Source organism: Pseudorhizobium banfieldiae (assembly GCF_000967425.1).
Classification (GTDB): Bacteria; Pseudomonadota; Alphaproteobacteria; order Rhizobiales; family Rhizobiaceae; genus Neorhizobium; species Neorhizobium banfieldiae.
This window is the reverse complement of record NZ_FO082820.1, coordinates 3,687,106-3,699,344: the sequence shown is the minus strand read 5'-3', so window position 1 is coordinate 3,699,344 and position 12,239 is coordinate 3,687,106. Positions and strand designations below refer to the sequence as shown.

Here is a 12,239-nt window from a genome sequence, read left to right as displayed (position 1 = left end):
ATGACAAAGAGCTTCAAGAACCGTCACGTCGAATCTGGCAAAGCCCACTGGGTAGAATGGGCCACGGGAGTGGTTTCCCTCCTGCTCGTCCTGTCGATGATCGTCTGGATCGCCTTTGATGCCCTGGTGCGGGACGATGTCCCACCGAGCTTTGAACTGACGGTGACCCGGACCGCTGCGGCCGCGGGTGGGTTCCGGCTGGAATTCGACATCCTCAATCAGGGTACATCGACTGCGGCAGCCGTGCTGGTGCGGGCGGATGTCGTCGATTCAGGGCAGGTGATCGATACCGCGGAGGTCACCCTGGACTACGTACCGGGGCGCTCCAAGGCGAGCGGTGGCCTCTTCCTCCTGCAGGATCCGGCAGGACGAGAGGTCCGGCTGCGGGCGCTCGGATACACCGATCCCTGATCAGGCTCAGTAGGGCAGGCCTACATAATTTTCTGCCAGCGCCGTTGAGGCGGCGTTCGAGTGAACCAGATAGTCGAGCTCCGCCTCCTGAACCCGCTGCTCGAAACCGCCGGTTCCCGGAAACCGGTGAAGCATCATCGTCATGGACCAGGAGAAACGTTCCGCTTTCCAGACCCGCTTCAGGGCACGGTGGGAGTAGGCATCTAGGCCCGAAGAAGACCGGTCGAGGTAGAACTCCCGCAAACCTTCGAAGAGGTAATGGACGTCACTAGCGGCGAGATTGAGTCCCTTAGCCCCGGTAGGGGGAACGATATGGGCCGCATCACCCACCAGGAACAGCCGGCCGAAACGCATGGGCTCGGCGACAAAGGAACGCAATGGAGCGATAGACTTCTCGAAGGAGGGGCCTGTGATCATAGCCTCCGCATGCCGGGCGGGCAGGCGGGCGCGCAATTCGTCAAAGAACCGCTCATCGCTCCAGTCCTCCGGCCGCTCATCGAGCGAGCACTGGATGTAATAACGGCTGCGGGTAGGGGAGCGCATGGAACAGAGGGCGAAGCCTCGAGGATGGTTCGCATAGATTAGTTCATGGCTGACCGGCGGCACATCGGCGAGGATGCCGAGCCAGCCGAAGGGATAGACCTTCTCGAAGGTCTGGAGTGCGGCTTCCGGGACTGATTTGCGGCTGATCCCATGGAAGCCGTCGCATCCGGCTATGAAATCGCAATCGAGGCGATGCGTGACCCCATCCTTCTCATAGGTGACATGGGGATGCTCGCCGTCGAACGCATGGGGCAGGACGTTCGCCGCTTCGTAGATCGAGACTGCACCGCTGGCCTCGCGTTTCTGCATGAGATCCTGGGTGACCTCTGTCTGGCCGTAGACCATCACGCGCTTTCCGGTCAGCGCGTGCAGATCGATCCTGTGATCCTGCCCATCAAAGGCGAGCGATATGCCATCGTGAGGCAGGCCTTCTGCATGCATTCGCGCACCGGCACCGGCCCGATCGAGCAGCTCGACCATGCCCTCCTCCAGAACGCCGGCACGCACCCGCCCCAGCACATAGTCCTTAGTGACGCGCTCCAGGATGACGTTGTCAATGCCGGCATCGGTAAGCAGTTGGCCGAGGAGCAGCCCTGACGGCCCGGATCCGATAATGACGACCTGTGTACGCATGATGCCCTCCCTCGCCTGGAACTGACAAAAGCTAACCCGCCGCGCATGCTGCAGAAATGGACATTTCCACCAACTTATGGGACAAAACCAACATCCTCGGCCCATGCAGCAGTCAAGACGATGTTCGTACCAACTTACGATCTTTACGGCGAGAAGAGGCCTCAGGAAGCTGATTTCTGGGTGCATTGCGAAACGATTGCGGCGCGAAGCAGTGCGTATCGGTGGGAGATCAGGCCTCACCGGCACGACAGTTTCTTTCAATTCCTGTACATCCGGAACGGATCGGGTGATGCTGACGTCGCGGGCGAAGGGATCCTGCTCACCCCACCGTGCGTGGTCCTCATGCCGCCTGGCGTGAGCCACGGTTATCGCTTTTCCAAGGATATCGAGGGCTTCGTGATAACGGTGGTCGCCGACAGGTTGCCGATCACGGCACGTGTTCCGCAGAACCGGGGAGATTGGCTCTCCCGGCCGCGAATGGCAGTCATCGAAGCTAAGGAAGCGCCCTATCTGGATGCGACCGTCCAGCGCATTGCCGAGGAGTTTGAGAAACATCGCGGTGAACGCCGCAGCCTGATGGGGTCTCTTCTGACCACCGCTATCCTTATAACCGGCAGCTCGGCTGCCCCGCCCGACAACGGGGGCCGTCACGACGCAAAGCAAGCGCGGGTGGAGGCACTCACTACCCTCATTGCGGAACGGTTTCGCGATCAGTTAACCGCAGAAGACTACGCGCGCCTGCTCAACCTGTCGGTAACACACCTCAATCGCGTGGTTCGCGAGGTCACGGGACAAACCCTTCACGACTTCATCATGACGCGCGTGGTGGACGAGGCCAGCAGGGCGCTCCTATTCACGCCGGCAAGCATCAAGCAGATTGCCGTCAGCCTCGGATTTGCGGATCCCGCCTACTTCTCGCGCTGGTTCCGCAAGCGGACCGGTCGGACGCCTGGCCGGTTCAGATCCGATGAACGCGAAAGCCTTGAGCGCTAACGGACCAGGATTGCCCGGAAATCGTTCACGTTCGTACCGGTGGGGCCGGTCACGAAGAGATCATCTATGGCCTCGAACGCGGTGAAGCTGTCGTGGCCTGCAAGGACTAAGCGGGCATCGAGATCGCGGGCGCGCAATCGACGGACCGAGCTGCCGTCGGCAAAGGCGCCGGCATTCGCTTCGGAGCCGTCTATTCCGTCCGTATCGGCTGCGAGTGCGACGACCGGATAGCCATCGATCGACAGCGCCAGGGACAGTGCGAACTCGCCGTTCCGACCACCGCGCCCGCCTCTCCCGTCGAGGGTTACGGTCGTTTCTCCGCCGGAGAGGAGAATGGCAGGCCGTTGGAAGGGGCGATTGCGGTCGCAGATCTCCCGAGCAATGGCAGCATGAACCCGCGCCACATCCTGAGCCTCCCCCTCAATGGAGTCGGAGAGGATGTGCGCATGGATGCCGTGGCGGCGAGCAACTTCGGCCGCGGCCTCGAGCGAAACCGCGGCCGAAGCGATTACGTGATGTTCGTTGCGGCTGAAGACCGCGTCGTCGGGACGGGGTGCATCCGCTGCGGGAGATTGCAGATGGGCCAGCATGCGTTCTGGAAGACGCAGTCCGTACTGGACGACGATATCAAGCGCATCCTGCCGCGTCGTCGAGTCCGGGACAGTTGGCCCAGACGCGACGAATGCCGGATTGTCCCCCGGAATGTCCGAAACGATCAGGCTCACGACCCGTGCCTGGGTTGCTGCTGCAAGCCGCCCGCCTTTGATGGTTGAGAGGTGCTTGCGCACCACGTTCATTGCGGAAATGGGGGCACCGCTGGCGAGCAATTCCTCGTTGAGCGCCACCTCATCCGCGAGCGTCAGGCCTGCTGGCGGCGCAGGAAGCAGTGCCGACCCTCCCCCACAGATCAGGGCGATCACCAGGTCGTCTTCCGCCAGATCGGAAACGACGTCGAACAGCCGTTGAGACGCGACCAGGCCTGCAGCATCGGGGACGGGGTGAGCCGCTTCGAGGATCGCGACATTTCGGGTGGCGCATCCATAGCCGTAGCGTGTGACCACCACGCCCGAGAGCGGGCCGTCCCATAGGTCTTCCAGCGCAGCCGCCATCTGTGCTGCGCCCTTTCCCGCTCCGACAACGACCGTTCGGCCGCTCTTGCCGGGAGTGGGCAGGTGACGGCGAATGCCTTCCGTCGGATCGGCGGCCGCGACGGCGGCCTTGAAGAGATCAGCCAGCAGCTCCCGGTCATTCATTACTCACCCCTCCAACATCGATCATCGTTCTTGCACCACGCCGGGCCGTCACCGTCAACCGCCGCAAACGGAACAAAGCGCGCTTCCAAGGATTGGATTCGCGTAATCGCAGACATAGGGAGTGCAAGGTATGAGCGAGCATCTCACGCAGGCGAGCTATCCAGGTGAGATCGACATCAAAGGCGATCGGGCCCCGGTTACCTACAAGATCAAGGCGATGAAGGAGGACGACGGAGCCATACATGTTGCTTTGAGCCTGACGGCTCCCCGCGACTGGCTGCTGAAGCACGGCTTCCGCCACGAGGCGGTATTACGGCGGACAAAGGGAGAACCCGTCCCCGTTCATTTCGAGGAGACCTTGACCGTCGCCGACAATATCGCCGTGACCCTCCGCGCCGAGGAGTTCGTGTGCAAAAGCATGGATGAGTTGGCGCGAACCTTCCCAGAGCTTGGATCAAAAGCGAACTGACAGCGTCAGAGCTTTGCCCGGGTGCTGCGTGGCGTGGCGAGCAGCAGGCTCGTTTCGCTTGCGGTGATGCCGGGGACAAGGCGGATCTTGCGGAGGACCGCGTCGAAGTCTGCGAGGTTGTCGGCGCCGAGTTCGACAATCAGGTCCCAGCGACCGTTGGTCGTGTGGATCGCCGAGATTTCCGCGAATGCCTGAAGTGCAGATATCACGCGATCGGTGACGCGGCCTTCGATCTCCACCATCATGATTCCACGAACTGCGGAGCCTGTGACATCGGCCGGTAGCACGACGGTATAGCCGATGATGTTGCCGCTCCGTTCCAGCTTGTCGATCCTCGCCCGGACGGTGGCTCGCGAAGCTCCGACCTCGATGGCAAGGTCTGAAATGCTCCTGCGGGCATTGTGCCGCAGAAGGCGGATGAGTTTCTCGTCGAGGGAGTGCATTCCAGTTTGACCTCTTGATCGTTCCAGAACGCTAGCTTCAGCGGCCATTCTTGACAATTCCAACTATTCATTCTGCCATTCGTCTGTGCTCCTTTCCATCAAAGGAGACTTGTATGATCTGTAAACTGATCGGCATTCCACTGCAGGATGGTGCTTCGCAACTTGGTTGCGAGATGGGACCAAGCGCGCTTCGCGTTGCGGGATTGGCGGGCACTATCGAGGGCCTGGGCCATGACGTCCGTGACCTCGGCAATGTCAGCGTAGGGGCCGCGATGGTCATGCCGCATGCGAATCAGGCGATCCGAAACCTGGGACCTGTTGCAGCCTGGACCGAGCTCCTTGCGGAGGTTGCATATCGGGAAAGCGATGAAGGCATGCCGATCTTCATGGGAGGCGATCATGCCTTGTCGGCCGGCACGGTCGCGGGCGTGTCACGTCGTGCGGCTGAGGAAGGAAAACCCCTCTTCGTTCTCTGGCTCGACGCCCATACCGACCTGCACTCGCTCCAGTCGACGCAAAGCGGCAATCTGCACGGGGTGCCGGTGGCCTATTTCACCGGGCGGCCCGGCTTCGAAGGATATTTTCCGCCTCTCGCCGCGCCTGTTGACGGCGCGAATGTCTGCATGATCGGGATTCGCAGCGTCGATCCGGCCGAGCGGGCGGCGCTGGAGGGGACACAAATTACTGTGCACGACATGCGGACCATCGATGAACATGGTGTTGCGGCTCTTCTGAGAGATTTCCTGGAGCGGGTGTCGGCGGCCGGTGGCCGTTTGCATGTCAGTCTGGACGTCGACTTCCTGGAGCCGACCGTTGCGCCGGCCGTGGGCACGACTGTGCCCGGAGGTGCTACCTTCCGCGAGGCCCATCTTGTCATGGAGATGCTGCACGACAGTGGGCTGGTGACCAGTCTGGACCTGGTCGAACTCAACCCCTTTCTCGATGAGCGGGGGCGCACCGCCCTCCTCTTGGTCGACCTGACGGCTAGCCTGCTCGGCCGGAAGGTGCTGGACCGACCCACAAGGAGCTACTGATGCCGATTGCAGGCCTGAACCTGGTTCCGTTCATAAGCGTCGAGAACATGATGGACCTCGTGCTCGAGACCGGCATCGATGCCTTTCTGGTCGAGCTGGCCCAGTACATTGAGGAGGATTTCCGCCGCTGGGAGCACTTCGACAAGACGCCCCGTGTCGCGTCGCATTCGGCCGAAGGCGTGATCGAACTGATGCCGACCAGCGACGGCAGGCTTTACGGTTTCAAGTATGTCAACGGTCATCCGAAGAATACACGCTCGGGACGGCAGACCGTGACGGCCTTCGGAGTGCTCGCTGATGTCGAGACCGGTTATCCGCTGTTGCTTTCGGAGATGACGATCCTGACGGCACTGAGGACAGCAGCCATGTCGGCGGTTGCTGCCCGCTATCTCGCTCCAAAGAACGCGCGGACCATGGCGCTGATCGGCACCGGAGCGCAGAGCGAGTTCCAGGCACGTGCCTTCCGTGCATTGCTTGGGATCGAGAGCCTGCGTCTGTTCGACGTCGACGAGCCGGCAATGCGGCGCTGCCGTAGCAACCTGGCCGATCTGGGGCTATCTATCACCCTCTGTACGTCTCCGGAGGAGGCGGTCGAAGGGGTGGAAATCATCACAACCGCGACAGCGGACAAGCAGAATGCCACGATCCTGACCGACAACATGATCGGTGCCGGCGTTCACATCAATGCAGTGGGTGGGGATTGCCCAGGCAAGACGGAATTGCATCGCGACATCCTGCTGCGCTCCAGCATTTTCGTGGAATATCCACCGCAAACCCGTGTCGAAGGGGAGATCCAGCAACTCGATCCGGATCATCCGGTGGTGGAGCTTTGGCGCGTCATCTGCGGCAAGGAGGCTGGTCGCGACCGTTCGGACCAGATCACGCTCTTCGATAGCGTCGGCTTTGCCGTCGAGGATTTCTCCGCATTGCGTTACGTGAACGAGAAGCTGAAGGGGAGCAGGCACTATACCGCCTTGGACCTGCTGGCAGACCCGGACGAGCCGCGGGACCTTTACGGCATGCTGCTTCGGCGGCAGGCTTGGTTGAGACAGGCCTCCCTCGCATAGGCGCGCTCAAGCAAGTGGCATTATCTCCGTCGCAGCCTGCCTGATTGTCTGCATCAGGATGGATTGCGGGGCGGAAGGTGGCTGATCTGCCTTGAGGGTCAGTCCAACGGGACCTTTGGTCTCGCTGGTATCCACGGGTAATGACGCCAGGAACCCCTCCGCTAGGTCCCCCGACACCACGCCTTCCGAAATAATCCAGACGGCGTCGCTCGCGCGGGTGAAGGCGCGACCGAAGGCGTGGGAGACAGTTTCGACCTGCTTGGGGAGGCTTCCCACACCATTTGCGATTAGGAGCTGCTCGACGAAAGGGCGGATGATGGAGCCTCTCGTCGGCAGCAGAATGGGGAATGTCGGCAGGTCGGAGAAGATGGAGGGGCTGCCCTCCAGCAGCGGGTGTCCCGGCCGTACCGCCAAGACGACGCGTTCGGAGTAAAGGTGCTCGAACGTGAAACCTGTCATCTTTTCAGGTGCGGCGAGGCGCCCCACGACGAGGTCGAGGTCGCCAAGCCGCAGCTGCTCCAGCAGAACGGCGTTTTCACCCGTCACGATCTTTATACGGCTACCGGTTTTCTGTTCGAGGAAAAGTGACATCGCGCGCGGCATGATGCGCATCGAAACGGTTGGCAGCGCCCCAACGCGAACAGGCGGGGCGGCGTCGAAAAGTTCCTGTGAAACAGCATCGAATCCCTGCCGCAAAGCGGTCAGCGCCGCGCCGGCGTAACGGAGGTAGATCTCGCCATAGCGCGTGATACGGATGCCTCGCCCGTCCCGCTCGAAGATCGCGACACCCAGCGCTTCCTCCAACTCGCGGATGGTTTTCGTTACCGCGGGTTGGCTGACGTGAAGGACTTCCGCCGCCTTGACGACGCTTCTTTGCCGAGCGACCTCTAGGAATGTATGCAGGTGCCGAAACTTGATGCGAGGGTCGCCCAACTGATATAACCTGTAGGTTAAGGAAACGGCTGATAATGTCATTTTACCTAACCATTGCGGAGCTGCAATGGTATTCTTGGGAGGAGAGAGACAATGCAGTTTGTACGCATCAGCGATGTCACGATTCACTACGATGTGACCGTTGCGGATTCCGGAAAGCCGGTGCTGGTCTTCATTAACTCTCTGGGCACCGATTCCCGCATCTGGCACCACGTCCTGCCGAAACTCTCCGATGACTTCACCATCCTCACCTTTGACAAACGGGGGCACGGGCTTTCCGATCTCGGAACTCCGCCCTACAGCATAGATGACCATGTCAGCGATCTCGTCGGCCTGCTCGACCATCTCGAAATGGCGGAGGTCTTTATCTGTGGCCTGTCAGTGGGTGGATTGATTGCGCAGCGAGCCTATGAGCGACGCCCGGATCTGGTTCGGGCGATGATCCTGTCGAATACGGCGCACAAGATTGGGACGCCGGAGATGTGGAACCAGCGCATATCGGCAATCGAGACAGGCGGGATTGCCAGCATGGTCGACGATATCATGGCCAAATGGTTCACGCCGGAGTTCCGGGATCCGGGCAATGCAGCCTATCAAGGCTACCGCAACATGCTGCAACGTCAGCCTGCTGCCGGATACACCGGCACTTGCGCGGCGATCCGCGATGCGGACTTCACGGAAGCAGCGCAGAAGATTGCGGTCCCCGTCCTCTGCATTGCCGGTGAACATGACGGCTCAACGCCGCCGGCTCTGGTCCGATCGATGGCCGACCTCATCGACGGGGCGCAATACCGCATCATTGAGGATGCGGCTCATATACCCTGCGCCGAAGCGCCTGCCGCCTATGCGGCGCTGATCCGCAGTTTCCTGTTCAATGACGTCGAGGATTGAGACCATGACCGATTCATCTCCCGAGACGGAACGCTATCGACAGGGTCTTCAAACTAGACGGTCCGTTCTTGGCGATGCGCATGTCGACGGTGCCCTTGCCCGCGAAACCCCTTTCGATCGCCCATTCCAGCAGTTCATCACGGAAGGGGCCTGGGGGACATTGTGGTCGCGGCCGGGCTGGACGAAGCGGGAGCGCTCGATCGTAACGATTGCACTGCTAGCGGCTCTCGGTCACCACGAGGAGGTCGCCATGCATGTGCGGGCGACGGCTCGCACCGGTGCGACAATGGACGACATCTGCGAGGCCCTCATGCATGTGGCAGTATATGCAGGCGTCCCCGCGGCAAATCATGCTTTCAAGATTGCCAAGGCGGTCTATGCCGAAATGGACGCCAACACCGAGGACGGGGGAGACAAGAAATGAGAAACGCACCGCCTGAAACGACACCTTTCTTTGCCCGCGACCGCGACATGCATCCGCCGGCCTATACGCCGTGGTACAAGACGACGGTGCTTCGTTCCCCGCAGCGCGCGCTGATTTCGCTGGAAGGTACGAAGAGCGAGATCACCGGGCCCGTCTTCGGGCACAATATCATCGACGAGTTCGATAACGACCTGATCGTCAACTATTCAAAGCCGGGCGAGGGACCGATCGGCCAGCGCATTCTCGTCCATGGTCGGGTACTGGACGAGCGGGGGATCGGCGTTGCCGGAGCGCTTGTCGAGTTCTGGCAGGCCAATGCGGGCGGCAGGTACCGCCACAAGAAGGAGACCTACCTGGCTCCTCTGGACCCGAATTTCGGCGGCGTCGGCCGGACGATCACGGACGAGAACGGCTTCTACTGGTTCAAGACCATCAAGCCCGGCCCCTATCCCTGGCCGAACGGGGTGAATGACTGGCGCCCGGCGCATATCCATTTCTCCATCTTCGGGCACGGATTTGCCCAGCGCCTGATCACCCAGATGTATTTCGAAGGCGATCCGCTGATCTGGATCTGCCCTATCGTGAAGACAATTCCGGACGAGGAAGCAATCAAGCGGCTGATTGCGCCGCTCGACATGAATGCGACCATTCCGCACGATATGCGGGCCTACAAGTTCGACATCGTGCTTCGTGGCCGCCGCTCAACCCTATTTGAAAATCGCATGGAGGGTAACTGACATGGTTCAGCCACTCGGCTATCTCAAGGAATCGCCGTCGCAGACCGCAGGCCCCTATGTCCATATCGGCTGCACACCGAACTTCACCGGCGTACACGGCATCTTCGACAAGGATCTCGGCTCCGAATCCATGGTCAACGAGCAGACGCGCGGGGAAAGGATCACCATCCGCGGGCGCGTCATTGATGGCAGCGGAACGCCGCTACGGGATGCGCTCGTCGAGATATGGCAGGCCGATGCCGACGGCTTCTACAACAGCCCATCGGAAACTCGCGGCGAGGCGGATCCGAACTTCTTCGGATGGGCCCGCTGCCCCGGCGACATGGATACGGGTGAGTTCGTCTTCGAAACGATCAAGCCTGGCCGGGTGCCGTTCCGGGACGGTCGGATGATGGCGCCGCATGTCAACTTCTGGATCGTGGCGCGGGGTATTAACATCGGCCTCAATACGCGAATGTACTTCTCCGACGAGGAGGAGGCGAACGCGGAAGACCCCATCCTCGCCCGCATCGAGCACAAGGTCCGCGTCCCGACCCTGATCGGCAAGCGCGACGGCGATACAGTGACCTTTGACATCCATCTCCAGGGTGACAAAGAGACGATCTTCTTCGACGTCTGAGTTGCCGATGACCTTCTCCGCCTTCGACCATCCCTATCTCTCCGCCCTTGTCGGCGACGACGAGGCTGCCGGTTTCTTCTCGGCGGAGGCGGAGTTTGCGGCGATGCTTTCCTTCGAAGCCGCCCTCGCGAAGGCCGAGGCGCAATGGGAGGTGATCCCGGCGCCTGCTGCAGCGGAGATCGTGGCGTGCTGCAGGAACTTCCGGCCCCATATGGAACGGTTGCGCGCGGGAATTGCCCGGGATGGTGTGGTCGTGCCGGAACTGGTCAAGCAGGTGCGCGAAAGCCTGAGTGAGGAGTCCAAGCCGTACCTTCACATGGGGGCCACCAGCCAGGATGTGATCGACACGGCGCTGATACTGCGAATGAAGGGCGTGTGTGACCTCCTTCATTCGCGGCTCCTCGCCTTGCAAGGCGCGATGGAGAAGGTCGAGGAGACGTTCGGCGACAGGGTGCTGATGGCGCATACGCGCATGCAGGCGGCGATCCCCATCACCGTCAGGGACCGCGTGCGTGCATGGCGGGAGCCGCTGCATCGCCACGCGTCGGAGATGGATCGCTACAGGGCCACCGATCTCGTCCTCCAGTTCGGTGGTGCTGCCGGGACGCTGGAGAAGCTTGGCGACAAGGCAGAAGCGGTCCGGCGAACGATGGCGGCCGAGCTTGGGCTTCTCGATGCTCCGCAATGGCACAGCCAGCGTGACAGGATTGCCGGCTTCGGGAGTCTCCTGTCACTCCTGACAGGAAGCCTAGGCAAGTTTGGGCAAGATGTTGCCTTGCTTGCCCAGATGGGGGGTGAGATCACCCTCGCCGGCGGCGGTGGATCCTCCGCCATGGCGCATAAGCAAAATCCCGTCGCTGCGGAAATGCTGGTGGGGCTCGCGCGGTACAATGCGGCTCAGGCCGGCGGGCTTCATCAGGCCCTCGTCCATGAGCAGGAGCGCTCAGGGGCTGCATGGACCCTGGAATGGATGATCCTGCCATCCATGGTCGCGGCCACCGGAGCGGCCCTCCGCCTGGCGGATCGAATTGTGCGTGACATCCGCGACATTGGACGCAAGAGCTAGCCGCCTAGCTTGGTACGAGGAGGCCCGTTAGCTCAGACCTGAGGCAGCAGTTGCCGCGAGTTTGAGTTCTGCCCCTGCAGGACCACAACTCGTGACCCGTTCGGTACCCGCCGGTACAGGTCGATGATGTCCTGGTTCAACAGACGGATGCAGCCACTCGAGACTGCCTTGCCGATGGTCCATGCCTCTGTCGTGCCATGGATGCGGTAGAGCGTGTCCTTGCCGTCCTTGAACAGGTAAAGCGCCCGCGGGCCGAGCGGGTTCATGACGCCCGGTTCCATGCCGGCGGCGAGGGGTCCATAACGTTCCGGTTCCCGGGCGATCATGTCCTGCGTCGGGGTCCATCGCGGCCACTGCCGCTTGTACTGCACCACCGCCTCCCCCTCGAATTCCAGGCCTGCTTTGCCGACGCCGATCCCGTAGCGCAGCGCGCGACCGTTCTCGCGGACCAGGTAGAGGTACCGGGCTTCGGTATCGACGACAATCGTTCCCGGAGGCTGATCGGTCGGATAGGCAACATCACGCCGGAGGAACTGCGGCTCGACGCGCGCCAGATCCGTTGCTGCAACCGGGAAGGCCTCTCCATCGACTGCACCATACATGGCTACATACTCGTCGGGGATCAGCGGCTTCACTGTCCGGGTGCGGGGCGAGGTGGTGGTGCATCCGGCAGCAAGCAAGGGAACTGCAATCAAGAGTGAACGGCGCGTGAACTTCAACAAG

General features: G+C 61.4%; 15 protein-coding genes. 10 read left to right on the top strand and 5 right to left on the bottom strand.

What is annotated here, in order from left to right; genetic code table 11:
* A complete protein-coding gene (locus NT26_RS17910) occupies positions 1-411 on the top strand; it encodes a TIGR02588 family protein (RefSeq protein ID WP_052640706.1) in 411 nt (136 codons plus the stop codon).
* Positions 412-417: 6 nt separating this feature from the next.
* On the opposite strand, the gene pobA is transcribed toward NT26_RS17910, so the two are convergent.
* Positions 418-1,587 carry a 4-hydroxybenzoate 3-monooxygenase gene (gene pobA, locus NT26_RS17905; protein WP_052640705.1) on the bottom strand — a complete coding sequence of 390 codons (1,170 nt, stop codon included), beginning with the start codon at positions 1,585-1,587 and terminating at the stop codon, positions 418-420.
* Positions 1,588-1,707: 120 nt separating this feature from the next.
* Between pobA and NT26_RS17900 the strand changes: the two genes are divergently transcribed.
* The gene (locus NT26_RS17900; RefSeq protein ID WP_052640704.1) at positions 1,708-2,580 is read left to right on the top strand and encodes a helix-turn-helix domain-containing protein; all 873 of its coding nucleotides are present in this window, start codon (positions 1,708-1,710) and stop codon (positions 2,578-2,580) included.
* On the opposite strand, the gene NT26_RS17895 is transcribed toward NT26_RS17900, so the two are convergent.
* Positions 2,577-3,833 carry a glycerate kinase type-2 family protein gene (locus NT26_RS17895; protein ID WP_052640703.1) on the bottom strand — a complete coding sequence of 419 codons (1,257 nt, stop codon included), beginning with the start codon at positions 3,831-3,833 and terminating at the stop codon, positions 2,577-2,579. The genes NT26_RS17900 and NT26_RS17895 overlap by 4 nt on opposite strands.
* A gap of 130 nt (positions 3,834-3,963) precedes the next feature.
* On the opposite strand from NT26_RS17895, the gene NT26_RS17890 reads away from it, so the two are divergent.
* Positions 3,964-4,302 (top strand): hypothetical protein, encoded by a 339-nt coding sequence (locus tag NT26_RS17890; protein ID WP_052640702.1) that lies wholly within the window; start codon positions 3,964-3,966, stop codon positions 4,300-4,302.
* A gap of 5 nt (positions 4,303-4,307) precedes the next feature.
* On the opposite strand, the gene NT26_RS17885 is transcribed toward NT26_RS17890, so the two are convergent.
* Positions 4,308-4,745, bottom strand: a complete 438-nt coding sequence (locus NT26_RS17885; RefSeq protein ID WP_052640701.1) for an Lrp/AsnC family transcriptional regulator — start codon at positions 4,743-4,745, stop codon at positions 4,308-4,310.
* A 113-nt stretch (positions 4,746-4,858) separates the two neighbouring features.
* On the opposite strand from NT26_RS17885, the gene rocF reads away from it, so the two are divergent.
* Entirely contained in the window at positions 4,859-5,779 is a 921-nt protein-coding gene (gene rocF, locus NT26_RS17880; protein ID WP_052640700.1) for an arginase, read from the top strand.
* Complete coding sequence (locus tag NT26_RS17875) at positions 5,779-6,846, top strand: ornithine cyclodeaminase (protein WP_052640699.1); 1,068 nt, start codon at positions 5,779-5,781, stop codon at positions 6,844-6,846. Before rocF ends, NT26_RS17875 begins: the two co-directional genes overlap by 1 nt.
* A 6-nt stretch (positions 6,847-6,852) precedes the next feature.
* Here the strand turns inward: NT26_RS17875 and pcaQ are convergent, their stop codons facing one another.
* On the bottom strand, positions 6,853-7,821 hold the full coding sequence (pcaQ, locus tag NT26_RS17870) for a pca operon transcription factor PcaQ (protein ID WP_425287740.1): 969 nt from the start codon (positions 7,819-7,821) through the stop codon (positions 6,853-6,855).
* Positions 7,822-7,872: 51 nt separating this feature from the next.
* On the opposite strand from pcaQ, the gene pcaD reads away from it, so the two are divergent.
* Genes pcaD through NT26_RS17845 form a run of 5 tightly spaced genes read left to right on the top strand, consistent with a single transcriptional unit; the run spans position 7,873 to position 11,516 of the window.
* Positions 7,873-8,670: a 3-oxoadipate enol-lactonase gene (gene pcaD, locus NT26_RS17865; protein ID WP_052640698.1), complete on the top strand. Its 798-nt coding sequence runs from the start codon at positions 7,873-7,875 to the stop codon at positions 8,668-8,670.
* Between the two features lie 4 nt (positions 8,671-8,674).
* Positions 8,675-9,094, top strand: coding sequence for a 4-carboxymuconolactone decarboxylase (pcaC, locus tag NT26_RS17860; RefSeq protein WP_052640697.1), 420 nt, complete (start codon positions 8,675-8,677; stop codon positions 9,092-9,094).
* Complete coding sequence (gene pcaH, locus NT26_RS17855; protein WP_052640696.1) at positions 9,091-9,831, top strand: protocatechuate 3,4-dioxygenase subunit beta; 741 nt, start codon at positions 9,091-9,093, stop codon at positions 9,829-9,831. Before pcaC ends, pcaH begins: the two co-directional genes overlap by 4 nt.
* 1 nt (position 9,832) lies before the next feature.
* Positions 9,833-10,450, top strand: coding sequence for a protocatechuate 3,4-dioxygenase subunit alpha (pcaG, locus tag NT26_RS17850; protein WP_052640695.1), 618 nt, complete (start codon positions 9,833-9,835; stop codon positions 10,448-10,450).
* A gap of 7 nt (positions 10,451-10,457) precedes the next feature.
* Positions 10,458-11,516: a 3-carboxy-cis,cis-muconate cycloisomerase gene (locus NT26_RS17845; RefSeq protein ID WP_052642339.1), complete on the top strand. Its 1,059-nt coding sequence runs from the start codon at positions 10,458-10,460 to the stop codon at positions 11,514-11,516.
* A 32-nt stretch (positions 11,517-11,548) separates the two neighbouring features.
* On the opposite strand, the gene NT26_RS17840 is transcribed toward NT26_RS17845, so the two are convergent.
* Entirely contained in the window at positions 11,549-12,238 is a 690-nt protein-coding gene (locus NT26_RS17840) for a L,D-transpeptidase (protein ID WP_052640694.1), read from the bottom strand.
* Position 12,239 lies beyond the last annotated feature (1 nt).

Coding starts and splice junctions, on each gene's coding strand:
- NT26_RS17910 (WP_052640706.1), top strand. CDS start 1: ATGACAAAGAGCTTCAAGAACCGTCACGTCGAATCTGGCAAAGCCCAC.
- pcaC (WP_052640697.1), top strand. CDS start 8,675: ATGACCGATTCATCTCCCGAGACGGAACGCTATCGACAGGGTCTTCAA.
- pobA (WP_052640705.1), bottom strand. CDS start 1,587: ATGCGTACACAGGTCGTCATTATCGGATCCGGGCCGTCAGGGCTGCTC.
- pcaG (WP_052640695.1), top strand. CDS start 9,833: ATGGTTCAGCCACTCGGCTATCTCAAGGAATCGCCGTCGCAGACCGCA.
- pcaH (WP_052640696.1), top strand. CDS start 9,091: ATGAGAAACGCACCGCCTGAAACGACACCTTTCTTTGCCCGCGACCGC.
- NT26_RS17890 (WP_052640702.1), top strand. CDS start 3,964: ATGAGCGAGCATCTCACGCAGGCGAGCTATCCAGGTGAGATCGACATC.
- NT26_RS17900 (WP_052640704.1), top strand. CDS start 1,708: ATGTTCGTACCAACTTACGATCTTTACGGCGAGAAGAGGCCTCAGGAA.
- rocF (WP_052640700.1), top strand. CDS start 4,859: ATGATCTGTAAACTGATCGGCATTCCACTGCAGGATGGTGCTTCGCAA.
- NT26_RS17895 (WP_052640703.1), bottom strand. CDS start 3,833: ATGAATGACCGGGAGCTGCTGGCTGATCTCTTCAAGGCCGCCGTCGCG.
- pcaQ (WP_425287740.1), bottom strand. CDS start 7,821: ATGACATTATCAGCCGTTTCCTTAACCTACAGGTTATATCAGTTGGGC.
- NT26_RS17875 (WP_052640699.1), top strand. CDS start 5,779: ATGCCGATTGCAGGCCTGAACCTGGTTCCGTTCATAAGCGTCGAGAAC.
- NT26_RS17885 (WP_052640701.1), bottom strand. CDS start 4,745: ATGCACTCCCTCGACGAGAAACTCATCCGCCTTCTGCGGCACAATGCC.
- pcaD (WP_052640698.1), top strand. CDS start 7,873: ATGCAGTTTGTACGCATCAGCGATGTCACGATTCACTACGATGTGACC.
- NT26_RS17845 (WP_052642339.1), top strand. CDS start 10,458: ATGACCTTCTCCGCCTTCGACCATCCCTATCTCTCCGCCCTTGTCGGC.